Raw genomic sequence first — 26,878 nt, forward strand, 5'->3', positions numbered from 1 at the left:
TTGAACTCTTTCACATAAAAATTAATCAGAAGCTAACTTAATAGTAGTATAAAACAAAATAAAGAGACTAAGACGCAACTCTATGAGTCACCCCCAGTCTCTTAAAATCTCCCTAAATCTTGAAGTAAAAATAACAACTAGTCAGGTTGTTTTATATGAAAACAATCAAACCATCATCATATAGACGCCAGAAGCCACAACTGCTCCCACAACTGGTCCAACAATAGGAACCCAGGAATAGCCCCAATCAGAATCACCTTTAGTCGAAATCGGCAATAACTGATGTGCTAAACGAGGGCCGAAATCACGCGCTGGATTGATCGCATATCCTGTTGGGCCGCCTAAAGACAAACCAATTGATAAAATCAACGCTCCCACAACCAATGGATTTAACCCATCTGTAAAACTATGTTGTGAAAATGACAGCAATCCTAAAACTAAAACAAAGGTACCAATCACTTCAGTGATCATATTCGCTGGATAATTTCGAATAGCTGGACCTGTGGCAAATGTTCCCAAGATTGCACCTTGATCTTTTGTGACCTGCCAGTGAGGTAAGTAAGCTAACCACACTAAAACTGCACCTAATAGCGCACCTAATACTTGTGCAATGATAAACGGTACAACCAAACTCCAGTCAAAACTACCCGTCATCGCCATTGCAACCGTCACTGCTGGATTCAAGTGCGCTGGTCCCATGTACCCTGCAACATAAACAGCAATCGTCACAGCCATCGCCCAACCAAAAGCAATCACGATCCAGCCAGAAGCTTCAGCTTTACTTTTCTTTAAATTAACAGCCGCACAAACACCATCACCTAAAAGAATCAAAATCATTGTCCCTAAAAATTCACTGAAAATCTGTGTCATATTGGAAGTATCCATGTTACTTCGCCCCTTCTTTCAAAGTACTCAAGTCAGATTCTGCTATCAATTGATTTAACTCACGTGTATAGTGTTCTTTTTGTTCTTTAGACCACTCATAATAATGACTCATTTCTAAAATCACGCCTTGTTTGACTTCATCGAGCGTATCCCTCATAAAGAGCAAGTGATTCGTTCTACGCACAAGATAATCGGCTGGTGTCAGCACCATCTCATTATCTAAAGCATAGTGTAAGGCTAACGTTTCAGCTAAACTTAAACCGGCTACTGGTTCAGTTACTTTGATTTTTTCAAAAAGTTCAGTCACGTTTGAACCATAGAGATGAACCAAATATTCTGCTGCATCTTGGCTCAACCCTTTTTCCAAACCAATTGTGGCAAGATTATTTAATTCTGTCTCCACGTTTGCTGCATCAAGATTTCCTCCAGAAACAGGATATGTTTTAGAATCGATCAACTCAAATACACAATCAAATTCTTCTTTCAAAATACGTTGAATTTCTTTCAAAGCACCCTCAGCCATCTTACGGTAATCGGTAATTTTACCACCAGATAAGGTCAACAAACCATCATCTGAGCGTTCTAACAAACTACCACGAGAAACTGCAGAAGGATTTTCTTTACTTTCAGCCAGTGAATCTTCTAAGTGATTCAAGACATTTTCCACATCAAAACGGGTTGCTTGCTGATGTTTATACTTATCAACGATATCAATTACTTGATCGAAACTTTCATCGGAGACTTTGCCATTATTACCGCCGTTGTAATCTGAGCCGCCATTTTCTGAAATCAACGGTCTAAGTCCCGCCCAGCTTGCTTCGATGTCATCGATCGTCACATTTGCTTTAGGATAATGACTATTGACGATTTCTAACAAATAATCGACATCTTTTTGCGTAACAGTAGGATGTTCATAATCTCCAGTATAATCTGTATCCGTCGTGCCAAAATAGGTTTTCTTTTCTCTAGGAACAACGAAGACCATCCGCCCATCGTGTTTACCTGTATCAAAATAAGTTGGTTGTGGGACATACAATTTGCTACTATCTACCACAAGATGGACCCCTTTTGTCGGACGCATTTGCGGCACTAGCTTCTCTTTCGCATCCAAACCACGAACTTTATCGGACCAAGGCCCTGTCGTATTGATAACAACTTTCGCTTTGATGTCAAATTGTTCACCAGTCAGTAGATCTTCTGCTTTTACCCCAACGATTTTGCCTTGAGCATTTTGAATAAAGCCTACCGCTTTAACTTTACTGACCATCAACCCACCATCTGTTGCAGCACGCTTGATATTTTCGATGACAAGACGAGCATCATTATTTCTAAAATCTAGATAGACGCCGCCACCTTGTAAACCTTCACTTTTCAACTGAGGTTCTCTTTCTAATACTTCCTCTTTGGTCAGTGTATAATTCTCATATTTAGTGCCGATAACATTTGCTAGGCGGTCATAAAGATCCATTGCCACTTTGACCGAAAACATATTGAATGTTGCTTTTGGCTCATCATAAATTGGTAATAGCATTGGATCAGGCTTTGGAATATGAGGTGCAATGGCTTGAACAACTGCCCGCTCTTGAACTGTATCTGCAACAACTTCTACATCAAAATTTTTCAAATAACGAATCCCGCCATGGACTAATTTCGTCGAGCGTGAAGAGGTTCCTTCCGCAAAGTCCTGCATTTCGATCAACCCTGTTTTCATGCCAGCAGCACTAGCTTGTAAGGCAACACCCGCACCTGTAATACCACCGCCAATGATCAATAAATCTAATTCTTCAGACTTCATCTTTTCAATGGATGCTTGTCTGTTTTTAATTGAAAATGACATACCACTCACTTCTTCCTTTATTTTGATTTATGTTTGAACATTTGTGTGGCAGCGACAGCTTGTTGCCAGCCTTCGTATAAATCATCACGTTCTTCATCAGACATTTTCGCTTCAAACACTTGGCCATCTTCGTAGAACGCTTTTAATTCATCAAGATCTTTCCAAAAGCCAACCGCTAAACCTGCTAAAAAGGCTGCGCCTAAGGCTGTTGTTTCCAAATTTTGGGCTTTTTGAACAGACGTATTTAAAATATCTGCTTGGAATTGCATCAATAAATCATTATTAGCGGCGCCTCCATCTACTTTTAAGATGGGAATAGCGATACCTGTATCTTTTTGCATCGTATCAATGATATCCCGCACTTGATAAGCGACAGATTGCAGTGTTGCTTTTACAAAATCTTCTCTGGTTGTTCCACGGGTTAAACCGAACACAGCACCTCTTGCATCTGAGTCCCAATAAGGTGCCCCCAAACCTGTAAATGCTGGTACGACATAAACTTCATTTTTATTATGTGATTCATTTGCTACAGCTTCTGATTCTGCAGCCGTTTGAATCATCTTCAAACCATCACGCAGCCATTGAATCGCTGAACCAGCTACGAAAATACTTCCTTCCAAAGCATAATAGACTTTTCCATTGATACCATAGCCTACTGTGGTTAATAAATTGTTATCAGAAAGCTGTGGTTTTTCTCCTGTATTCATCACAATAAATGAACCTGTGCCATACGTATTTTTGACCATTCCAGGTTCAAAAGCCATTTGTCCAAACAATGCTGCTTGTTGGTCACCTGCCATACCTGAGATGGGAATTTCACTTCCATAAAAATGATAATTTTTTGTCAGTCCATAAACTTCAGAATTTGATGTGGCTTTTGGTAACATTACACGAGGAATGTTTAAAATATCTAAAATCTCTTGATCCCAATCTAAATCATGGATATTAAATAGCATCGTTCGACTCGCATTAGAATAATCTGTTACGTGCGTTTCCCCACCTGTCAGCTTCCACACTAACCAAGAATCAATGGTTCCAAATAACAGTTCACCTTTTTCAGCTCGTGCTTGGGCTCCTTCAACATTATCTAAAATCCAGCGAATCTTTGTTGCTGAAAAATAAGCATCAATAATCAAACCAGTTCTTTCATGAATCATGTCCGCATGTCCATCTTCTTTTAATTGATCAGCGATTGGTGAGGATTGTCGAGATTGCCATACAATCGCATTATAGATCGGCAAACCTGTTTGCTTATCCCAAACGACGGTCGTTTCACGTTGGTTCGTAATACCAATACCTGCAATATCAGAAGGTTTAACTCCTGATTCAATCAATGCGCCCGCGATAACAGACTGAACAGAATTCCAAATTTCATTTGCATTATGCTCTACCCAACCAGCCTTAGGAAAAATTTGTGTAAACTCTTTTTGTGAACTACCAATATTATTCCCTTTTTTGTCAAAAATAATTGCTCTTGAACTCGTTGTCCCTTGGTCGATCGCCATGATGTACTTTTGCTCTGTCATTGATGATTCCTCCTAATTTTAAAGCTGAACGAGCTCGTCTTACCTCGACTGAAAAATAGGAAAAATTGATTGAGGTGTTCTTTGCCTCACTCCATTTTTATCTTTTTTCCGAGAGGTTAGCTCGTAAAGCCAGCATTTTTGTAAACGCTTTATATCCTATGTATTCATCATAATCGCAAATGCTTTCTTAAAAACGTCATTTTTTTTTTTATTTCCAAAATAATTGAAAGTTTTTCCGTGGATCGCTCTTTTAGCAACAAAGAACCAAGAACAAAATCAACCAGCATTTTGTTTTTGGTCCTTTTAAACGAATTTATTTTTTATGACGCAACGCTCGAATTTTCATTCTAATTTGATTGATATCATAGGTCGAACCTAATTCGGACAACACATAAACCTCTTTTACAGAACGATAAGCATTCGGCTTACTAACATTTGTAATAATCAAATCATACTTTTTTTTTGAATCATATTCCTCTATTGTTAACCCATTCAAATTTTTCAAACTCAAAACTAATACTTGTGTCAGCACTTCTTTATACAAATGATCCATTTTCAAGTCAATACCGATCCATGTTTCACCAACAATCTCAAAATCAATGATTGCTAAAACGCTTAAATATGTTACTAATGACCATTCATGTAAACTATTGCCCTCTTCATAACTTTCATCAAAATATTCCAAACTTTTCTCCAAAAGTACATGTGAGAAGTCTGCTAATTGATAACTAGAAAAGTTTTGTTCTTTTTGCCAAATATTTTCTCGATCAAACAGTTCCAATTCACCCTTAAAAAAGTACAAACGACTATGAATTTGAGAAAAATAATAAAAAATCTTTTTCTCTAATGCTGGAAAAAATTTTTGTGGACGATAATATAAAATCACGTGTTCCAACACAAACGTATCCGCCAAAGATGTTGGTGTCCGTCGCCCTCGAATCAAACTATAGTCAGCAAAATCCGTTTCTGTCAACACTGACATGCTTGTTAAAAAAATAAAATGAAGTAAGCCCTCTTCTTCATCGATTTCTAATGGATAGCGACTAAAAAAGCGTAAAACAAAAGAACGAACTATTTTAAAAAAGGGGTCCTGTTCATATAACTGACTTTTACTAGACAATTCTTTAAATATTTTGTGTTGCACTACGATTCGTTTTTTACTGATTGTCAGCCATAAACTGATTTTTAAGCGACCATGCTCTTCAAATGAAAGATTCAACGCTTTTTCTAAAGATTCGATAATTCTAGCATTTTGAACCGTCAGTGTTTTTTCTTGATGAACTTCATATGGCGTTAAAAACCAATAGACTTGAAAGTAAAAATAACGTATTTGTAGTTCTTCCCCTTTTAACTGACCATTGCGGATTTTAAGACCAAACTCCTTTAATAGTTGGTTTAGCTCTTTAATTTTTCGAAATAATGAAGACTCACTGGTCATAAACTTCGTGGTCAACTGAGCGATTGTAAATTCACGATAATGGAATAAATAATCGATCAGTTCAAATTTGATTGAGGCACGAAGATAATCGTCCAAGACTTGACTTATAGAAAACTGGTCTGACATCTGAACGACCACCCATTGTCCATCATAAAATAGCGAGCATTTATTTTCATATGGTTTTAAATGATAGGCTAGTTCTTTTAAATCACTTTCAAAAGAAGCCTTTGAAACACCTAAATGATCCAACAATTCAATATCAGTGATTCGTCCGCCTGCTAAAATCACCTTTTTTAAAATCTCAACTTCTCTTGCTTCTTTTTTATCTAATAATTCTTCAATTTTCATCCGCTTCACTCCACAAACCTTCTAAGCCTAACTGATTCGTGATATCGAGAACATTTGAATAATAAGGATGATATAAAAAATCTTTCTGATAAAGTTCCTCAAGTGTTTGCTCCATTTGAATACTCATTGCTAACGTATTGATTTTCTCTAATATATCGGCTTTTGAAACCAGCTGTGCCCCTAAAACCTTGTGACTTTCCTTTTCAAAAATAATTTTTCCGTAAATCGTTTCACTTCCCGAAAATAACGAACCTTTTTGCTGTACATGTGCTGTAGAAATAGGCTGATCATGAAAAGAACCTTCTGCTTCCGTCAGTCCAGTACTTGCTATGTAATAATCAACAAGTTTTGTTCCAATCGTTCGAATCGAACCAACAAATGGTCTTGTAGGTTGCATTAGATTTTCAGCCACGACTAATCCTGTCCTAACTGCATTGTTGACTAAGGGAATATAAAAGGACTCATCTGACAGACTATAAGGTACCTGAATGCAGTCGCCTATTGCAAAAATATCCACATGAGAAGTTTGTAAGTACTCATCCACAAAAACTGTCTGATCCGTATGCATTTTAATCTGACCATCCAAATAAGCTAAGTCTGGGCGCACATTCATGGCAAAAATTGCACTATCACATAACAACTGGGATTTTTTGGTTTCGATCATAAGCCCCTCATCTCCATCTGTTATCTTTGCAACAGTTTCATCGAAATGAAACACGACACCGCGGTTGGTCATTTCTTCTTGGACCGGTCTAATCATTTCTTCATCAAAATATTTAAACAATAAGTAATCCATACGCTCAAAAAGATGAACTGCTTTACCCATCTTTAAAAGCGTATCTGCCGCTTCTCCGCCAATTTGTCCCCCACCGATTACGGCTACTTTATCACTGTTTTGTAATTGCTCAATCGCCTTTAACACACCAGATAAAAATTTATATTTTAACACTTTCTCCGAATCACTCCCCGGAATATTCTGAGCCCATTGACTAGAACCTGTTGCTAAAATTAATTTATCGAACGACATCACACATTCTTTTTCTTTTTCCATGTATTTAACAATATGTTGTTTTGAATCTATGCTAATTACTTTTGCACTTAGTAGTAAAGAAATGCCCCATTCTTCTAGTTGTTGCTCCGAAATAAATTGCGCTTTTTCAATAGGATCGATCGTTTCATTAAAATAAAGATTGATGCCGCCAGGTAGATAGCCAATCGTTGCTTGCTTTTCAATTAAATGAATTTCAGCTGCAGGGTGTTTTTTTCTGATTGCCACAGCGGCCGACACTCCTGCAAAAGAAGCCCCAATGATGACGATTTTCACAATAAGACCTTCTTTCTGTATAAGTAAAACGTTTTCTTAAAGGATAGCATACGCTTGACCTAAACGTATAGACATACGCTGATTTGTGTTGATTTTTTAATAAAAAATGACCTGTTTGCTCTATTCTACTCCAGAGTCAACAGGTCATTTTAATTTTCCAGCTATGTGTTAATTGTCTTTCATAAACGCTTTGATCGCTTCAGCATTTTGCTGTTCATCTAACTCGATCACGCTGCCAGAATCTGTATAATCGTTAAATTGCCATGATCCTTCGACTGGAACGGATAATGATTTTAAAGGTTTAACCTTGCCAGTTAAAAAATCTTTTGCTAAATCGATCAAAAGGCTGGTCGGTACATTCGTATCGATTTTCCCAACCATTTTCCCTGCTACTTGAGGCAATTCCCAAATCGGAATCAAATCCTTTGATTGTTCAACTAGCGCATCCATCACTTGCTGCTGACGTCTGATACGGCCGAAATCGCCTTCTTCATCCATCCTAAAACGCGCATACTGCAATAAACTATTACCATGTAATGTTTGCTCACCTTTAAAAATATCCACACCATCTAAATTGATATCTTTTTCAGCTTCGATCGTGACACCCTTAGGATAAAGCTCATCAATAATATCACTGAACTCTTTAAAATCCATGACCACATAATAATTGATTGGTAAATCAAAATTATTTTTTAGTACATCCTTGGTCATTTGAGCCCCGCCATATGCATAAGCTGCATTGATCTTGTCTTGTCCACCATCGGGAAATGTTACATAGCTATCTCTCATGATTGAAATCAATTTGGGTTGCTTCGTTTTTCCATCATAATGTGCGACCATCAAGGTATCCGAACGACCTTGATCTTCATCATCATCTCTAGAATCATTCCCAACGATCATCACGGTTAATTCCTTATCACTTGTTTGTTCGTCACCAGTAAAATTTTGGTTTTTAGTAGGTAGTTTTGCTTCACTCTCTTCTTTGGCTGTTTGAAATGATACTGCTGCATAACAGCCTGCACTCACAACGATTAGCAAAACCGATAGCAAGCTAATGATCATTATTTTTACAGATTTTTTCATTGTACATTCCTTTCTAGACATCAGCGTTAGATGGGCTAGCTCAACTATTTTCTTGACTAAAAGAAAAAAACTTCACCAAGAAAACTCAGCGAAGGGATTAGATTACAGTCTCTTAAACACATGACAAACAACATGTATCGACAAATTACCTAGATCATCTCTTCGTGGAGTTTTAGCACTATATAACGTAAAAAGCATTGCTTTTAGCTACTTTGAAACACGCCTTAATTCGACGAATTTTGTCCTACCCGTGCCAGTCTTTCGACATTTCTGAGCAGTAGCCTGTGTTTATATAGGAGCCTCACCTAACAAGTATTTAATTCATTTTAAACTATAAGCGTATCCAATCACAAAGTCAAATTAAATTCTACCTGAAACCTTTAGGATAATAAGTCCGCTACCCCGTTATCATTGCTACAACGTAGCTGGGGGCTAGAAGAATAAATTTTTTTTAAGAGTAATCTTTACCCTTTCTTAAAAATTCGTTTATCCTCTTTAAATTCAAATTTTAGATAGACATTCTTTGCGTTATCTGTTTCAATGTTTAAAAGACAGATACTTGGAGGATACCATGGAAAATTTTTTAGAAAAACAACAAGCATTCTTTTTTAATTTTTTAACAGATAGTATCGATAACTTTTTACTCGATCATTCTGATGAAACCTACTATGCATTTGCCTTAGTTTGTAATATTCATGAAGAAGGCGAAATCAACGTATACCTTAATACTGTTGAGCTTTGGCAAGACACAACTGACTATTATGCAACTAAAGGATACACTGACCAACAATTACAAGAGATGAAATATAATGCAAAGGATTGGGATGAAGACCAACAATTTGCTTCTCTTCACCTATTCGATGATTGGGTGGAAGATCCACAAGCCATTGAAATGGTTCTTGAATGGATTAGTCAACAACTCATTTTGCTAGTTGATAGCGACACCTTTGAACGTATTCCTAAAGCAGCTGATTTTAAAGTATTAGTTTACGATCATGATGAAGAAGCAGCTGACTCGCAAGAACGCTTTGAAAAATTAACAACATCTGACTATTTCCAATTAAATTGATCAAAAAGCGAGCAGCAGATTTTATTCTTGGGCTCTTTTCAAAAATGCCTACTTTAGGAAGAGGCGTTTTAGCGCTCAAAGATAAGAAAATTCTTGTTTCTGCTCGCTCTCTTTAACGTAAGCCGACATTTGTAACTCTCTTTATCTAAACAATATTTGCTCTTACTATACTAAACCTCTTCTAAAAACAAAGCATTAACTCTTCGATTCCAAAAAGTCTAGTCGTTATTTCATTCACCTTTGTGATTAATTCCTTTTTATCTAAAATTTGATCTTTTGTTTCAATTTTGATTGTTTCGTTTGCATAGGTTAAAAAATCATACTCCTCTTTCATTCTGACTTGATAATCCTCTTTTTTATATAACGTATAATCATCGAGAACGTCTATCTCATATTCTCGTTTATAACCATTATTTAAGGCAATCGCAGTAACAAGTGAATTGACAGTCAGCTCATCTAACAGAATAGACTTTTCATCTATTATTAATGTATAGTTTTCATTTTCAATTATCCCGCAAACATTACAACCTCCGTCTAATAAATCAACTGTTTTAGTAATTGTTGCTTTTTTCATTTTTACTGCTCCTCTCCTACAGCTTCTATTCCTTCTTTGACTATTATATCAAAGATGAAGACATCATGAAAAACAAATTTAGTTTTTCCACTTTGCTATTTAATACGACAAAGTAAAGTGATAAATTCCTACAAAAATCCATATATTCAGGTCATTATAACGATCAAATCATTTATAGTTATTTTATATTTCTTTTGTATAAATATAGGTAATCTACTACATACAATTAAACCGTAAAAAAAAGTAACTTATAGGAGCTGCCATACTCGAGCACATTTTCTTAGAAATTTAATCGACATCTTCTTCTCTCAATAAGATGTGTGCACTTCTAAAACACAAGGTCTTCCTATTACTTTTTTAATTCTCTTTCAAAAAATGCTGCTACGACATCCATCATTTCTCCCTTGACCAAATGCCCCTCACCTTCACCTACAATAAACTGACTATTTTCAGCATAAGGTTCCGCTTCAATCATTTGATAAAAGTCCGCTGTATCTTCATAAGGAATTTTAGGGTCATCCGTTCCATGCCAAAATAGGACAGGACGTTGTGCCAGCTTTTCAGGTGCTTTTGAAAGATCATAATTTACTACCCAACTAAGTAATAGGGGTAAATCTTGCGGCACAAAAAAATCCATTTCAACTGAACGCTCCATTACCCGTTCAACATAACGCAAAGGCGCTGGTGTCCCCATCATACAAGCAGCAACACTGATTTCTGGATGCTGAGTCAATAAAGCACTGGTTGTGATCCCTCCCATTGACACACCACCTACGCCAATTTTTCCATCTTCGATCAGCTTTTGTTTCTCAAAATGACGCACTAACTGAACAAATTCAATAATATTGTATTGAATACTAGACCAAAATGTCACTGAAGGAATCGATGAAATAGGGCCCGATTTTCGTTCCCCATGATTCATTGCATCAGGTAAAATCACACGGATTCCTTTTCTTGCCAACTTCCTAGCTTGAGTCAGAGATAACTCTTTTGCTGACTGCCAGCCGTGATAATAAATGACAAGTGGTAAAGCATCACTTTTCTTCTCTTCTAAAACAACTTCCAGTAATGGAATTTTTTTGATATAGCGATGTCTAATACTAATTTTCATCCTACTCACTCCTAAAAATGTACTCATTTATTTATCTAAGTATACACCTCAAACTAAAATAGACCATCACCTTTTGTTTATTCGAAAAAATTATATCATCTGTTTTTATTATATTTTTTTCTTCTATGCCTTTTTAAAATAACTCTTAAGCGTAATAATATTAAAATAGTAACAAATATTCCTAAAAATCTAAGGAAAATAATCTTAACCAGTGCTAAGAGAGACTTCTCCTTTTTCATCTTCTTATAACTCGCCTCAATCACTTTTAAATTTTCTGGCAAAACTTGATAGGTCGTACGCCCTTGCCGTTCAATATCACATGCATCTGCATAATTACCTAATCCATCACTTGCCCGCAAATACAGTTTGCCTTCAATTGCTTCTCTATTTAACTTGAACATAAAATTGCCCTCTCTATCAGCAGAAGTTTCTTGATAATGATATTCATCATTATCTGTATAAAAAAGTTCGATTTGATAGGTATTTTTAGATGCTGGCATTTTGATTTCACCAGATATTATAGAATTTTCTTTAGCAAAATTTATCTCTGAAAAAAAGACAGTAGGTTTATCACTGAAAACAATGTATGGCACATTCTTATAATGATAAATCGTGCCTTCTTCAGAAGTAAAACAGAGATCGGTTGAGTAAAGACCAATTTTATCTGTTTTAACAGGGTTATTCTCATAATACATATCTCTGATTTTAATATTCTCTCGATAAAAAATAGTTTCAATAAAACCACTATAAATATGAACTGGCCCATTTAATACAAAACGTGCAAAACTCATATACGGGCTATGTTCAAAAGGAAACTCCAAATAAACGCCATCTTTCTTTGCCTTAATTCTTGTTGTCTCCCCATTTAGAATTTGTTTTCGAGCATATCGACTCGTCAAATCAAAGGAAGCCTGAAAATTCAATTCAGGAGTAAACTCACCAATTTCTTCTCCATAGCAAATAGTAGGATGAAATACAAATAGCAGACCAAGGACCAATAAACTCTTTTTCATATAAAAACTCCTCCAACAAAACCATGATCTCATTGCACTATAAATGACATTGCATAAACATCAGCAAGAACTTAAATATTTCTTGAGATGGAATCATTAAATAACAAATCATATCATTAACAGTATAAATAAATTCTATCATAAAGAAAAGTTTATTTTTATATTTTCTTCCTTTTTACTATAAAAGTAATAATAAAAAAGCTTTGAATCCTGTTATATATGGATTCAAAGCTTTTAGGTTAAAAACCTTATTTAGTTTCACGGTGTAAAGTAACTTTTCTTTCACGTGGGCAATATTTTTGTTTTTCCAAACGATCAGGATTGTTACGTTTATTTTTGCTTGTAAGATAGTTACGTTCTTTACAAGAAGTACATTCTAAAGTAATGTTTACGCGCATGTGTTTTCCCTCCTATATCTAATTTCGTATTTCTAAGAATTTCTTAGCCTCAAATATCATATCATGTTTATCTACGAATTTCTACCCTTTTGACGAAATTTGTAAAGGAAAACTACTTTACAAATCTTATTGTGCTTTATATTCAGCGTAAGCATTGACGATCGCTGTGACCATTGATTGGTTTGGTCTAGTACTTTCGCTAGTTAAATGAGGTAAAATGACACTCACAGCAATCTCTGGATCATCTGCTGGGGCATAAGCGACAACGTTACTATTCACTGTAACATGTTCTCCCACATTAGTCTCAGCAGTACCAGTTTTAGCAGCAATATCAAGGGCTGCTCCTTGCATATACCGACCTGTCGTAAAGACACCTGTCCCGTGTACTACATCATAGAAACCTTTTTGAATAATGTTCATTTGTTCTGCACTAATATCAACTTTATTTAATTCCTTTGGTTTCATTTCTTCTTTTAAATCACCGAGTGTTCCATCTGACTTGTTATCATAAATACCTTCAACGACATGTGGCGCAATCCGAGTACCACCGTTTGCGACTGTTGCAGCATATTGCGCCAACTGCATTGCTGTATACGTGTCATATTGCCCAAAGGATAAATCGAGTAAATGTCCTGGCATAGGTGCTGCGTCAGTATCAAAAGCTGTATTAGATAAACCAGTCTCTTCCCCTGGTAAATCGATGCCCGTAGAAACACCCATTCCATATTCACCAAATGTCTTACGCAACACATTAAATAATGTTGGATCCCCTGTTTTGTAAGGTAAAACCATATTGTATTGATAATCTGTGTTCATCATTTTCAAGACTAATTTCATCATGTACGCGTTCGATGAATATTCTAATGCTTGTTCTGCATTAAGTGGTATTTGGTTCCCTAGGGTTTTGTTAAATACAGATGACTTTTGTTCACTTCCATAAATTTGTAATGGCTCATCGATCAGTACATCATTTCCACTGATCACACCTTGTTCATAACCAGCTGAAATCGTGGCACCTTTTACCACAGATCCAGGCTCAAAAGCTTTGTTGATTGTGGCTAGTGGATTAGAGGTCACTTCATTCGTGGCCACATCACGATCTAATGCTACCATCGCCATAACAGCTCCAGTTTTCGGGTTCATAACAACAACGTAGGCACCGTCTGAATAAGCAGCATTTCCAGTTGCTAATAGTTGTTGATATTGCTCCCGCACTACTTCTTCTATTTTAGCCTGAAACGCCATATCGATCGTTAATTTCAAATTTTCACCTTTTTTACCTTCTGATACAGGTGTTTGTGTAACGATTTTACCATTACTATCCAGTGTTACTTCTGATATCGCTTTTTGACCTTGAAGAACGTCTTCATATTGTTTCTCTAAATAACTAGTCCCTACCCGATCATTTAATTCATAACCTTTTGCGATATACTCATCAGCTTCTTCAGCTGGTAAACCAGCTTTTTGAGAAGATACTTTTCCGACTAAATTCGTAAGATCGGTGCCGTTTGGGTATTCCCGGTCCCAATCCACTCCAGTTGAAACACCTGCTATTTCTGAGGAGTTTTCGCCAATTATTGCGATCTCATCTTGAGTGACCCCTTCATTTTTGATAAAGGCTGTGTTTAATTCCCCCACAGAATTCATGCGTTTAAAAATGGTCGCAGCTTGTAACGTTTGCTCATCAAAATTGATTTCTTCAGGAGTGACTTTTTCAACTGTTTTAATATACAACGTTGCTTCATCTGTAATTTTATTGCCTTTTTCATCCACCTTGTCAGCATCAGTCAAACGCTTTTGCGCCGCTTTTAAATTTTCAGGATCTGCTAACCAGAAATCCTTCTTATCGCGTTCACTCAAGTCATCTGCTGGTACGTGGATCAACTCATTTACTTTGAGTGCAATAGGAACGAGGTCTTTGGGTTGAACCTTTTTCCCACGAGTATAGGTAATCGCAAGGTTGGCTTTATTGCCGACCAATATGTTCCCTTTTGCATCGTAAATCTGTCCTCTAGGAGCAGTACTTTTGATTTTTAACGTTGAATTTTCTTCTGCTTTTTGTGCATATTGCTGTCCTTCAGCAATTTGTAAGTATCCTAAGCGAACGATCAAAGCCACAAACAAACCAAAGATCACAAAAAACAGTAGGTTTAGTCGAAAGGGGATATGTGATTTTTTACTTTTTTGTGTCATAGGTTCTTCATTATTATTTTTTAATTTATCTAAAAAGCTCATTTTTTTCATTTATTGTTAATCCTCCATATGAGAAAATTCTCGCTTCTCTATTGTAACGAAAAAACACAAAAAAAAATAGAGGGAATCCTCTTACTAAGAAAATATTTAACTTTTATTGAATAAAAACGTCTGGGACATAACTCTACGAGTTATATCTCAGACTCAAAGAATCCGTATAAACGGTGGGAGCAGAAGCAATCACTACGCTTCGCTTCGATCACATCAAATTCTAAGTGCTAAAGCACTAAGATTTGAAGGCTTCGGAAATAAGCCGAAATTCACAAAAATTTGAAGAGCAATTTTCGTGAATCCCTTCTTATTTCTCGGGATTAAACACTCCTGTCCCAACCTCTTCTTGATTATTTTCTACTATAATTTGCTACATCAGCAACCATACTATCCACAAAAATATTCAAGTCGATCACTTCTGTTTCTTTACTACCGTAACGGCGAATATTCACAGTTGCGTCATCCATTTCTTTATCGCCGACAACGATTTGATATGGAATTTTTTGTGTTTGAGAAGCACGGATCTTGTAACCCATTTTCTCATTACGATCATCTACTTCAATACGTAAACCTTGTTCTTGCAGCCGTTTTTTCACTTCATAAGCGTAATCTGAATGAGCTTCAACGGATACAGGAATAATTGTTGCTTGGATTGGTGCCAACCAAGTTGGAAATGCCCCTTTGTATACTTCTGTCAAGTAAGCTACAAATCGTTCCATAGTTGAAACGATTCCTCTATGGATAACTAATGGACGATGTGTATTTTCACCATCTTCACCAACATAAGTCAAATCAAAACGTTCTGGTAATAAAGCATCGATTTGAATTGTTGATAATGTTTCTTCCATACCCAATGCCGTTTTTACTTGAACATCCAGTTTAGGTCCATAAAAGGCTGCTTCACCTTCTGCTTCAAAATAATCAATTCCGGCTTCATCAGCAGCTTCTTTGATCATTGTTTGTGATCTTTCCCACATTGCATCATCATCGAAATATTTTTCTTTGTTGTTAGGATCTCTTAAGCTTAAACGGAAACGATAATCTGTCACATCGAAATCAGCATAAACTTCAACCATCAATTTCAATGTACGCAAGAATTCTTCTTTGATTTGATCTGGACGAACAAAGGTATGGCCATCGTTCAATGTCATTTCGCGTACACGTTGTAAACCTGATAACGCTCCTGATTTTTCATAACGGTGCATCATCCCTAATTCAGCAATTCTAATTGGTAGTTCACGATAGCTGTGTATATCATTTTTATACACCATCATGTGATGTGGACAGTTCATTGGACGAAGTACTAACATTTCGCCATCGCCCATATCCATTGGCGGGAACATATCTTCATGATAGTGATCCCAGTGACCTGATCTCTTGTAAAATTCAACATTAGCCATAATTGGTGTATAAACATGTTGATAGCCTAGGCTGATTTCTTTATCTGTGATATAACGCTCAATCGTACGACGGATTGTTGCACCTTTTGGTAACCAGAAAGGTAATCCTGAACCAACATCTGGATTAAGCATGAATAAATCAAGCTCTTTGCCCAATTTACGATGATCACGTTCCTTGGCTTCTTCACGCATTTTAATAAATTCTTTTAGGTCTTTTTTATCGAAGAAAGCCGTTCCGTATATACGCTGCATCATTTGATTGTTAGAATTCCCTCTCCAATAAGCACCAGCCACTGATAATAACTGGAATACTTGAATACGTCCTGTTGAGGGGACATGGACACCACGACATAAATCAACAAAATCTCCTTGATCGTAAACAGTGATGGTCTCCTCTTCTGGAAGTTCAGAAATCAATTCAACTTTGTAAGGATCATCTGCAAATAATTCTAACGCTTCGTTTTTAGAAACAACTTTACGGACGATTGGGTTATTTTCTTTGACGATTTTCATCATTTCAGCTTCGATTGCTGGTAAGTCTCCAGCTGTGATCGGGTTTTCACCATTATCAGTGTCATAATAAAAGCCAGAATCGATAGCTGGTCCCACACCAAATTTGATTTTTGGGAATAGGCGACGTAAAGCATTGGCCATTAGATGAGCTGATGAGTGACGTAAAATTCCTAGTGCATCCTCGTGATCTGGTGTTACGATTTCAATTGAGCCATCTTCTTCGATTGGGCGAACTAAATCGATTAAGTTGCCATTGAATTTCCCTGCTAAAGCTTTTTTAGCTAAGCTGTTACTAATACTTTTAGCAATGTCTAATGTCGATGATCCAGACTCAAATTCTTTAAATGCACCATCTGGAAATGTAATTTTAATTAACATGTTATTTCCTCCAATTTTTTTATCATTGATTACGAGATTTTACGACTTTCCAACAATATAATCTCACTTGAGCAAAAAAATAAGTCCTAGTATCGGATAAAAATATCCGATACTAGGACGAAAAGTTCGTGGTTCCACCTATTTTTAAACACAGCAAACAGCCGTATTCCTCAAGCGTGTTAACGGTACGACCGCCTTTGTTTCGACAAAGGTTGGAAAAAGTGGTCATTCCTTGTGCGGGTCTGGAAAATTTTCAGCCAAGATTTTCCTCTCTAAAAGACTGCTTACAAGTTCAGTTGTCTTTCTCATCAATCATTTATGTGTTAATTTAAACACTTCTTAATCCAAAAAGCAAGTATTTCTTTAAATAACTTATTTTTTCCATTGTCCACCTTGCGCATAACGATCTTTTTTTAATTCATTCACAAAAACATGAATGTTTTCTTGAGGTGCCCCTGTATTTTTCGATACGGCCTCAGTAATGTCTTTGACCATATTTGTTAGTTGCTCCTCGCTACGACCTTCTATTAAATCAACATGAATAAATGGCATCGTCTTTCCCCCGTATAATTTTTAATTTTTAGTATAATCATAACATATTTTATGATTATAAAGCTTATTTTTTAGCTGTCAATATGAACTTTGACACATTTTGCTTCATATAATTATTTCCTATGATCAAACGTTCTACTAGTTACAGATTTGAACCCAATTACTTCAAAATGGTTTAGAAGTTCAACCTGCGAAAACCCATTATAATGGTGCGCAGCTTTGTCAAAAACAGTCATACACAATCTCTTCTTTTATATTTCTTAACTTCCTAATAATTCATGTTTTGTCATAAAAAAAGAAGCCCAATCGGACTTCTTTTTCATTCCCTTTAAGCTGGTTCACCATAATCAACTGGTTTGTCAAATTCTCCAGGTGCATCGTCATAGATGTGTCCATAAATAATAACTGGCATTCCAGCATAAGCACCGTTAAAAATTTGAGCAGCTGCAGCTCCTGGGGTATTGATACAACCATTACTACCAAAATTGGTTTTATAGGCTTCTTTGTTCCCAAAATATTCTGCTTTATAATCTGCATCATGAATCCCGATTTGTGTAACAACACCACCAAAGCTCTTCAACGGCATCCAATATTTTACAGGTACACTATAACTTGAACCATCAAGCATTTCGCCTTCTAACTTTGTATCCGTATCTTTGTATAAAATCGTATGGAAACCTGGAACTGTGGCGGTTCCTTTGTTATAACGACCAGTAATAACATCTGTTTCGACAACTTTTACGCCATCTTTAAAGAAATACATCTTTTGATCGTTTAAGTCAATTTCTACATAGTCCTTATTAACAGTTGATGATTGTGTCACATCACCATCAATCGGTACTGTGATTGTTTCTGTTTCTTTATCACTGTTGATTGCTTGGACAAGTAAATCTCTTGTTTGCGGCATATTGATATCCCAACCATAGCCACCGTTGTTTTTGTATTTTGTTGTTACACCATGAACATTTTTAAAAATGATTGGTTTGAAGATCGAACCATATTTTTGGTTTGTTTGTTCAACCCATGCGTAAACTTTATTGTCATCAACATTTCCTGACGTATCCATAAATGATTGCAACTCTTCTTTGGTTAAGGTCAGTTTTTCACCATTGATGTCTAACGTGATTGCTTTGTTTTCTTTTTTCGACAACAATGTTAATTTTTCTTGTAAGCCTTTATCTTCTTTAGTCACTGCTGGTTTTTGATAAAATTCTTTAATATCGTATACGTAATTCCCTTTATTAGCCTCAACATCTTTAAGTACTTGATTCATCAACGCTTCTTTATCAACCGCGGTCCCTGTCTGTTCCGGAATGATTTGGTAATTACCATCGACTTTCTCAATCCGAGCATCTTGACTAGGTGTCCCCTCTTCAAAGCTAAGTTCATTTAGTTTATTTTTCAATTCAGTCTTGTACTCTTCATTGACTGGTAGCTTAATCGAGCGGTCCCCGATGTTTTGTTTTAAATACTCTTCTGAGATTTCATATTTTTTAGGTAATTCGATTTTTTCTTCTTTATCGTTCACCTTGATCACAACAGCTTCTGACTTGTTCAATTCCTCAAGTTTGCTTTTTGCATCTTTGGCACTTAATAAACTAATATCAACACCATTAGCTTTCGCCGTTATGAAAAAATGAGATTGAAAATAAACAAGGCCACCAGTAAATACCAGTGCTAAAAGAATCAATACTCCCACTATTGGAACTAGCCATTTTTTCTTTTTCTTGCTTGACTGATTTTTATTTTTGGATCCCTTCGCATTCTTGGTCGAGCGACTAACTGATTCTTCATTTTCCATTGAGCTATCTTCCTTTTTTATGATTTATATGCTTACTTTGACGAAATACTTTTTTCCTGTTCAAAAACTAAAGTAAAAGGAAGCTCCTCTTCCTCTTGATATCGTTAAAATTTCTATTCGTACTAAATTAATAACTGTATTTTAAAGCTAGTTTAGTTAAAATTTCCTCAGTGTTCAATTAATCTGCTTACACATGAGAAAAAATTCATGTTTTTATGTATAAATGCTGAACTTTCATTTTTTCTGACAAACAGGATGAGTAACAGTCAAAATTTTGATACAGTGTACTTATCATTCTACCACATATATAGGAGAGGAAAAAAGACCATTTAGCAATATCTTTGATTAAATTCTAATTTATTTACAATAAACTTAAAAATGGCATGGAAATTTCTCTAATTTTCTTTAAACGCAAGTTTACTTTGTTTAGTGAACCAATTATTTGTATAAAGCTTGACTTTTTCAGCTGTTTTTTGGTCATAAATGAAGTGATTTTTTTGTGAAACTATCCGAGCATAATAATCAAATTGCTTTTGTAAGGACAATAGAGCTGACCACGCCAAAAAAATACTAGAAATATTCATTGTTTTTACTAGCTGTTCATACTGTTCTTCTGTCAAATAATTAGGCAAGTACTTATAATTTTTCCCAATACTGAAGTGATAACCATGCTTTCCCGCAACTTGCCAAGACAGTAAACGTAATAATTCTTTTTGGCAGTTATCATGTAAATGATCCGCTGCATAGAATAGCTCGTTACGACACAAACCTTTCACGACATACGTACTGACCCACCAAAATTCATTACAACAATCTGAAAATTCTTCTTGGGTAGGCTTTTTGATCCAATAATTTTGATCCGTTGCTTCCATTAAATTAGGCAATAAGTGGTTTTTATCTAATAAAATCTCAGCCAAAAGATCTCCTTCATTCCAGTATGCAGCTTGCTCTTTTGGACACAGGGTCAGATCGATTCGATTTCCATCTTCAAACAGCATTAAATAGGCAAATCTTCCATCCTTTGTTGGTGGAAACAATACCATATCTTCCGGCGTCTGCATGATCAAACGCGGTCCAAACTCAGCTAACCATGACTGATCTTTGCGAAATACTTCAACCGACTCCACAATATAAACAATATCATAATCCTGAAATAAATCTTTCGGTGCATTTTTATTTGTTCGCGAACCATTCATTCCAACTGCGAGTATTCTGGGATCCTTTTCAGCAATCGTTAAAATCAATTGAAACATCTCTTCTTTTGTACGCATAGCTATCCCTCCCCATTTTAGCTTATATAGATAAAGTATAAAGCAATCTCATCAATTGTGTTATACTTTATCTTAAAAACGTTAAAAAAAGATTAAAAAAGAAACGGCAAGTACCGTTCAACTTGTTCATCTACTAAAATAGATGAGAAAGGTTGTGAGGTTATGAAATGGATAAAGAGAATCATGTTACTAATTTTAGGAGTAGGGATTATTTATGCTGGCTTTGTTTTATTTCTGATTTTCAGCGGAACAAAAGACCAGCCAACAACAAAGCCAGATACGGTACTTATCTTGGGAGCACAAGTAAAAGGCACTTCAAAAAACAATGCCTATCCGAGTACTGTTTTAAAAGAACGATTAGATGCGGCTATTCCTTATTTAAAAAAATATCCGAAAGCAACAGTGATTGTTTGTGGGGGGCAAGGATCTGACGAACCAGATAGTGAAGCTAATGTCATGGCAGAGTATTTAAGAAGCAATGGCATTTCACAAAAACAAATTTTAATAGAAGACACATCCACACGTACCAAAGAAAATATTCAAAATGCTCAAAAGAAACAAGCATTAGGAAATACAGTTATTGTCACAAGTGATTTTCATATGTATCGGTCAAAATTATTGGCAAAACGACTGGGAATATCTGAAATCAGCGGACTTCCTTCTGTTTCCAAATCATCTGCTACATTCAAAACTTACGTTAGAGAGATTTGTGCCTTGGGCTATGGGTTGCTTTTTGATCATTAGACAAAAATTATAAGAGTGATTGGGACTCTTACGTTCCAAGCTCAAAATAGTTACGATCGCTATTTTTGAACGATTTGGTTAAGATTATTATTCTAAAAATAGCTTTTTTATAACTCTACAAAAGAACGGGCCAAAAATTTAGTTTGGATCATTTCTCACTTGAAGTTTAGATATCTAATTATCTTTACAGATAAAAATCTTGAGACACATGTTTTTTCTATAATAAACTAACTAAAAGTATTCTTTTTCTTTCTGATTCGAAATGAATTCTCAAAAATTTACATAAAATGCTAAATATTTGAGAATTGTAAATAAAAATGCTACTATACTTATGTTCTTAGTTTTTTCATATTGTGTTTCCCTTCATATAGTGTGTGTATGAAGGGTTTATTTTTTTTATGACTACTTATATGATACATTCCGTTACTTGTTTTTCTTGTCGCTTAGATTAAAAAATAGGAATATTCTTTTAAACGCTAAATATAACTAAATAATGAGACTAAAAGAGAGCACATCAAAACTAAAAATCAGTTTTGTTGCGCTCTCTATATCCGAATAAACGGCGAGAAAAAGCAGATCCTTCGGAAATAAGAGGAGCTACCCCTTTTAATCTCGGCTTCTTCCTGATAGATTATAATTTGATCGTTCCATAATTTATTTTTAGTTTTTCAATCATACCAGTAACGGATACGCTCGGTGGTTCACTTTGCTCTTTTTCATAAAAATTCATAGACATCGTTGCTACGCCATTAGCAAATACTTCTATTGATGATGTATCTCTGAATACCTCTAGTAAAAGGCTATTGTCTATTAGGGGAACTCTTGTCGTTCGCTTTGTTAATTGCTCTGTTTCAATTCCTGTAATCTTAAAACCAAAGCTATCACGACTAATAGATAAATAACCAGTAGCAGGCTCATAGATTAGTTCAACGGCAGACTCATTTGTTCTCAGAACCTTTATAGCTAAATTTTCAGTTTGTGTTAGGGTTCCACTTAACTCAATATAGAATTGCTTGGCTTCAATATTATCTAGTTCAATGGATGAATTCTCTAATTTTTCCTTTTTGATTCTTTTTTTATCTGTGATTAATTTATAAATTGTATTAATCGGTTGTTGAATCACTTGTTGGTCTACTACATGGAGCTCACGTGGCAAGGTCATAGTTCCTGCCCAAAGATGCCCCAACTCATTCGTCGGCATATTACGCCCCCACATCTGCATCCAAGCAACCATAATTCGCTTTCCTTGTTCATCAAAACAAGTTTGAGGAGCATAAAAATCTAAGCCAAAATCAATTTCATGATGATTATCTACAGTAAAACGACCTGTTGACCAATCTACTTCTCCTATAAACGCCACAGTAGAATTGATATTTTCATAAGAGTTCTCTTTTTTCTCCATTTCAATAGGAGAAATCAATAAGACATCTTTTCCATCTAAATGAAATAAGTCGGGACATTCCCACATAATCCCCTGTTCCTTTTCTCCTTTAAGAAGTATAGAAGTAAACTGCCAATGAACTAAATCATCTGACTGAAATAATAAAATCTGCCCTCTTTGTTCAGCTGTTTTTGAGGCAACTACACTATAATATAGACCATCATGTTCGACTATTTTAGGATCACGAAAATCATCAATTGCTGCAACTCCCTCAATATGTTGTTCCGAAATTACAGGATTTTCGAGAAATTTTTCAAAATGAATACCATCTTCTGACACTGCCATACACTGAACTTCTCGTTTAATTCCTTCACGTTCATAATGACCTGTGTACATTAAATAGAGTTTTCCATCTTTTTCAATTGCACTTCCTGAAAAGCATCCGTCTATATCATATTCCTCACTTGGTGCCAGTGCTACTGGTAAATCTTCCCAATGGAGCAGGTCTTTTGATTTAGCATGTCCCCAGTGCATTGGCCCCCAAATACTATCATATGGGTAATACTGATAAAACAAATGATATTCACCTTTGTAATAGACAAAGCCATTCGGATCATTGATCCAGCCTATCGGTGCCATCAAATGATAGCCTTGACGATAAACAGGATCAATTCTACCTTTATTTTCTTTAATATATTGATTAGCTTGTTCGAGTTTTTCTTTCATTCTCTCTCTCCTATTTGATTCCTGTACCAGAACCGCCCAACCCTTGCAGGATATATTTTTGAGCGACAATATAAATAATGATTAGTGGAATCGTTGAAATTGTTAAAACCGCCATAACCTGATTGATATAAACGGGTTGTGTCGTATTAATCGTTGTAATTGCGACTTGCATGGAAAACTTACTTTTATCTGTCAATACCATTAATGGCCAAATATAATCATTCCAACTTCCGATAAATGATAAAACCCCGACGGTCGCTACCGCTGGTTTAGACATCGGTAGCATGATTGAAAAAAAGATTTTAGCGATACTTGCACCATCAATTTTAGCGGATTCAATGATTTCTTCCGGTATTGCAATAAAGAAATTTCTAAATAAATAGATGTTAAACGCACTAGCCATAGCTGGTAAAATCACAGCAATACGACTATTAACTAATCCCAATGCATTGACAATTGTAAACTGAGGAATCAAGACTGTTTCCATTGGAATAATCAAAAGTGCTAATAAGAAACCAAAAATTATTTTTTTTCCTGTAAAATTGATTTTGGCAAAGGCAAAACCTGCTAATGAATTAACAATGATCGATCCTGCTGCAAAAGTAATGCCATAAAAAATACTATTTAGCAAATATGTCCAAATACTGAATCGTTCAATGACTTCTTGATAAGTTTTAAACCAATTTGCAGGATTTAGACTAGGTAAAAAAGCTTTAAAAGAAGAAAGGTTTGTATAAACTTCTGCATTTGATTTCATAGCAGAAACAATCATCCAAAGCATTGGAAAAATAAACAATGCCGCTAAAATAAATAATAAAACATATTCAAAAATCATTAGTGGTCCAATCTTTTTTTTCATTCGTCTTTGTCCTCCTTAATTAATTTTCTTTGACCGATCGTAATCAAACCAATCAAGGTTGTAAAAATCAGCGCTATTGAGCTAGAGTAGCCCACCATTCGATCGGTGAAACCTGTCTGATAAATATAATAAACCATGGTCATTGTAGAATTCATTGGTCCGCCTTGGGTCATGACCATTGGCTGAACAATCAACTTAAACGCTGAGATAAGTGTTGTTAATAAGACAAAGATAGCTGTCGGCTTTAATAAAGGCAGTGTAATATAACGAAATTGTTGAAATTTTGTGAAGCCATCCATTTCAGCGGCTTCATAAACATCTTGCGGGATATTCTGCATACCACCTAAAAACAATAACATTTGATAACCTGCACCTTGCCAAGCAGAGACAAACACGATCGTGTACATTGCTTGTTTAGGACTCGTTAAAAATGGTTGAGCAGAGATCCCTATTTTCATTAACAAGGAATTGATCAGCCCCTCATTCGGATTTAATAAATACAACCATAAGATGGAAATAACTACCAAAGACATGACAACTGGTGCAAAAAATGCTACTTTAAATAATAAATTTCCTTTTCTTTTTTTGTTGATAATCAAGGCCATTCCTAATGCTGCCCCCAATTGGACTGGAATGATCCAAATGACAAACTTAGCTGTATTCAGCATACTTTTTATAAAAATTGGATCATTAAATAATTGTTTAAAGTTATCTAAACCAATGAATTGCCGATTATCTGGGGTCAGTAGATAGTAATCTGTAAAAGCATAATAGGCAACCATTCCCACTGGAATCAAAAGAAAAATCGTCAATAAAATAAGTGCTGGTGCTAAAAAACTATATCCTACTAAATTTTCCTTGACTGTTGGTTTCCGATTCATTTTTTCTCCTCCTTTATCACTTCAACATCCTGTCGATAACTTGCTGCATTTCTTCTGCGTGAACATCTACGATTTTTTGTACATCAGGATTTTCTTTGTAATAGCTCGCATCTTGAATTGATTGTTGAAACGCACGGGAAACTTGAGGATACGCTACTACAACAGGACGCGCATGACCTGATTTTTGGTTTTGTTCCATTAGAAAGCGCATTTCCTCAGACACATCGTTTTTGATCAATTCGATCGTTGACTTTCTAATAGGTAAAACGCTATTGCCTAAACTCATGATTTTACTTGATTCTGTATTTGTTACATACTTAATAAATGTAGCTGATGCTTCTTTTTCTTTTGTTTTAGAGGACATCGCTACTTGCCAACTACCTGTTGGTGAAACTAATTTTTTTGTTTTATTAGATACAGGATATGGTAAAATACCGTATTCAAGTTCTTTATAATTTTCATTTAAATCAGCAATCGTCCATGATCCGCTTAAAAGCATCGGATATTTTCCAGTTTCAAAGCCTTTTTCAATAGGCGTATTAGTAGTGTACCCTTTTTTTACTAAGTCCTGAATAAATTGAAGTGCTTCTGCACTTTTTGGATCATTAAAATAACCTAAAGCTTCTGTCCCAGATTGATTTACAACTTCTCCTCCGTTTGACCAAATAAACGGCGTGTAGGCATAAGTCAGCATTTCATCTTTAGAAGCTAACTGAATATTTATCGCTGGTAACTCATATTCATCCACTAATTTTTGACAAACTTCTTTAAACTCGTTCCATGTCCAAGGTTTATCTAACGTTGGTAGTTCGTCCTCTTTGATGCCCGCCTTTTTAAATAGTTGCTTGTTGTAATAAATCCCTACACTTGATTCAGAAAAACCAAATGCATAGAATTTCTCATTGTAAGTTCCTTGTTGAACGATACTATCAAGCACATCATCCATATTTGCATCATCTAAGTATTCATCTAACGGTTCAATTACATCTGCATTTGCATAGGCAGCAGTATTTGGACCATCTAGAGTTAGAACGTCAGGCAAACTATTCGTTGTGATCGCAGCATTCACTTTATCTTCATAACCACCACCGCTGCCGCTTCTTGGAATGTATTCAGTGATTGCCTTATATTTCCCTTGATACTCTTTATTAAAGTTATCCACAATTGTCTGCCAAGCCTTTCCTTCAGGAGTTTCGTCTGAAAACTGAACCCAAATTTTTATGTCCCCAGTATTTTTTATTCCATCTTTCGATTTTTTTGAAACGTTTCCACAACCAGAAAAAATAAAGAAAACCACAATGATCACAAGCATGAACTTGCAAAAATACTTCTTCATTAACATCTCTCCCTTTAATTTGAAACGTTTCCATTTTATTGAAAAAAATATAATGGAAACGTTTTATTAATTGATAAAAAAAGAATAGCATTGAAATCGCTTTCTGTCAACTGAATTTCAAATAAAAAAAATAGTGTTTAGAATAGCACGAAAAACGCCTATTCTAAACACCTCAAACCATTTTAT

The 26,878-nt window shown here is 35.6% G+C and carries 21 protein-coding genes and 1 riboswitch; of the genes, 2 read left to right on the top strand and 19 right to left on the bottom strand.

Annotation, left to right across the window (positions count from 1 at the left end):
- Positions 1-165 precede the first annotated feature (165 nt).
- The 6 genes from IGJ55_RS12585 to IGJ55_RS12610 form a co-directional block, all read right to left on the bottom strand.
- On the bottom strand, positions 166-885 hold the full coding sequence (locus tag IGJ55_RS12585) for an MIP/aquaporin family protein (RefSeq protein WP_069640892.1): 720 nt from the start codon (positions 883-885) through the stop codon (positions 166-168).
- A 1-nt stretch (position 886) separates the two neighbouring features.
- Entirely contained in the window at positions 887-2,722 is a 1,836-nt protein-coding gene (gene glpO / locus IGJ55_RS12590; RefSeq protein WP_430606593.1) for a type 1 glycerol-3-phosphate oxidase, read from the bottom strand.
- Positions 2,723-2,739: 17 nt separating this feature from the next.
- Entirely contained in the window at positions 2,740-4,248 is a 1,509-nt protein-coding gene (glpK, locus tag IGJ55_RS12595) for a glycerol kinase GlpK (protein WP_069640890.1), read from the bottom strand.
- A gap of 313 nt (positions 4,249-4,561) precedes the next feature.
- Positions 4,562-6,034 (bottom strand): helix-turn-helix domain-containing protein, encoded by a 1,473-nt coding sequence (locus IGJ55_RS12600; protein WP_430606594.1) that lies wholly within the window; start codon positions 6,032-6,034, stop codon positions 4,562-4,564.
- A complete protein-coding gene (locus IGJ55_RS12605; protein WP_207121593.1) occupies positions 6,024-7,358 on the bottom strand; it encodes an FAD-dependent oxidoreductase in 1,335 nt (444 codons plus the stop codon). The genes IGJ55_RS12600 and IGJ55_RS12605 overlap by 11 nt, the downstream gene beginning before the upstream one ends.
- Before the next feature lie 168 nt (positions 7,359-7,526).
- Positions 7,527-8,441, bottom strand: a complete 915-nt coding sequence (locus IGJ55_RS12610; RefSeq protein ID WP_069640886.1) for an LCP family protein — start codon at positions 8,439-8,441, stop codon at positions 7,527-7,529.
- Positions 8,442-8,591: 150 nt separating this feature from the next.
- Positions 8,592-8,761: riboswitch (M-box (ykoK) riboswitch) on the bottom strand.
- 251 nt (positions 8,762-9,012) lie between these two features.
- Here IGJ55_RS12610 and IGJ55_RS12615 point away from each other — a divergent pair.
- On the top strand, positions 9,013-9,510 hold the full coding sequence (locus IGJ55_RS12615) for a DUF4303 domain-containing protein (protein ID WP_429948938.1): 498 nt from the start codon (positions 9,013-9,015) through the stop codon (positions 9,508-9,510).
- 181 nt (positions 9,511-9,691) lie between these two features.
- Here IGJ55_RS12615 and IGJ55_RS12620 read toward each other — a convergent pair whose 3' ends face one another.
- From IGJ55_RS12620 to IGJ55_RS12660, 9 genes are all read right to left on the bottom strand, one after another.
- Positions 9,692-10,084, bottom strand: coding sequence for a DUF4809 family protein (locus IGJ55_RS12620; RefSeq protein ID WP_207121592.1), 393 nt, complete (start codon positions 10,082-10,084; stop codon positions 9,692-9,694).
- A 349-nt stretch (positions 10,085-10,433) separates the two neighbouring features.
- The gene (locus tag IGJ55_RS12625) at positions 10,434-11,195 is read right to left on the bottom strand and encodes an alpha/beta fold hydrolase (protein WP_069640883.1); all 762 of its coding nucleotides are present in this window, start codon (positions 11,193-11,195) and stop codon (positions 10,434-10,436) included.
- Between the two features lie 95 nt (positions 11,196-11,290).
- Positions 11,291-12,208, bottom strand: a complete 918-nt coding sequence (locus tag IGJ55_RS12630) for a hypothetical protein (RefSeq protein ID WP_069640882.1) — start codon at positions 12,206-12,208, stop codon at positions 11,291-11,293.
- 248 nt (positions 12,209-12,456) lie between these two features.
- Positions 12,457-12,606 carry a 50S ribosomal protein L33 gene (gene rpmG, locus IGJ55_RS12635; protein ID WP_002296119.1) on the bottom strand — a complete coding sequence of 50 codons (150 nt, stop codon included), beginning with the start codon at positions 12,604-12,606 and terminating at the stop codon, positions 12,457-12,459.
- Positions 12,607-12,732: 126 nt separating this feature from the next.
- A complete protein-coding gene (locus IGJ55_RS12640; protein ID WP_069640881.1) occupies positions 12,733-14,850 on the bottom strand; it encodes a penicillin-binding transpeptidase domain-containing protein in 2,118 nt (705 codons plus the stop codon).
- A 350-nt stretch (positions 14,851-15,200) separates the two neighbouring features.
- Positions 15,201-17,141, bottom strand: coding sequence for a threonine--tRNA ligase (thrS, locus tag IGJ55_RS12645; RefSeq protein ID WP_430606595.1), 1,941 nt, complete (start codon positions 17,139-17,141; stop codon positions 15,201-15,203).
- A gap of 372 nt (positions 17,142-17,513) precedes the next feature.
- Positions 17,514-17,693: a 2-hydroxymuconate tautomerase gene (locus IGJ55_RS12650; RefSeq protein ID WP_069640111.1), complete on the bottom strand. Its 180-nt coding sequence runs from the start codon at positions 17,691-17,693 to the stop codon at positions 17,514-17,516.
- Positions 17,694-18,021: 328 nt separating this feature from the next.
- Positions 18,022-19,494: a L,D-transpeptidase family protein gene (locus IGJ55_RS12655; protein ID WP_069640110.1), complete on the bottom strand. Its 1,473-nt coding sequence runs from the start codon at positions 19,492-19,494 to the stop codon at positions 18,022-18,024.
- Positions 19,495-19,889: 395 nt separating this feature from the next.
- Positions 19,890-20,765, bottom strand: a complete 876-nt coding sequence (locus IGJ55_RS12660) for an aminoglycoside 6-adenylyltransferase (protein ID WP_069640109.1) — start codon at positions 20,763-20,765, stop codon at positions 19,890-19,892.
- A 162-nt stretch (positions 20,766-20,927) separates the two neighbouring features.
- On the opposite strand from IGJ55_RS12660, the gene IGJ55_RS12665 reads away from it, so the two are divergent.
- Entirely contained in the window at positions 20,928-21,509 is a 582-nt protein-coding gene (locus IGJ55_RS12665) for a YdcF family protein (RefSeq protein ID WP_069640108.1), read from the top strand.
- A 631-nt stretch (positions 21,510-22,140) separates the two neighbouring features.
- Here IGJ55_RS12665 and IGJ55_RS12670 read toward each other — a convergent pair.
- From IGJ55_RS12670 to IGJ55_RS12685, 4 genes are read right to left on the bottom strand one after another with little or no spacing between them, the layout of a single operon-like run.
- Positions 22,141-23,616, bottom strand: coding sequence for a glycoside hydrolase family 32 protein (locus IGJ55_RS12670; RefSeq protein ID WP_069640107.1), 1,476 nt, complete (start codon positions 23,614-23,616; stop codon positions 22,141-22,143).
- Between the two features lie 10 nt (positions 23,617-23,626).
- Positions 23,627-24,475 (bottom strand): carbohydrate ABC transporter permease, encoded by an 849-nt coding sequence (locus IGJ55_RS12675; protein WP_207121210.1) that lies wholly within the window; start codon positions 24,473-24,475, stop codon positions 23,627-23,629.
- Positions 24,472-25,356: a carbohydrate ABC transporter permease gene (locus IGJ55_RS12680; RefSeq protein ID WP_069640105.1), complete on the bottom strand. Its 885-nt coding sequence runs from the start codon at positions 25,354-25,356 to the stop codon at positions 24,472-24,474. The genes IGJ55_RS12675 and IGJ55_RS12680 overlap by 4 nt, the downstream gene beginning before the upstream one ends.
- A 16-nt stretch (positions 25,357-25,372) precedes the next feature.
- Complete coding sequence (locus IGJ55_RS12685) at positions 25,373-26,692, bottom strand: ABC transporter substrate-binding protein (protein ID WP_242551036.1); 1,320 nt, start codon at positions 26,690-26,692, stop codon at positions 25,373-25,375.
- Between the last annotated feature and the right edge of the window lie 186 nt (positions 26,693-26,878).

This window comes from Enterococcus sp. AZ170, from assembly GCF_050545135.1.
Taxonomy (GTDB): domain Bacteria; phylum Bacillota; class Bacilli; order Lactobacillales; family Enterococcaceae; genus Enterococcus_L; species Enterococcus_L ureilyticus.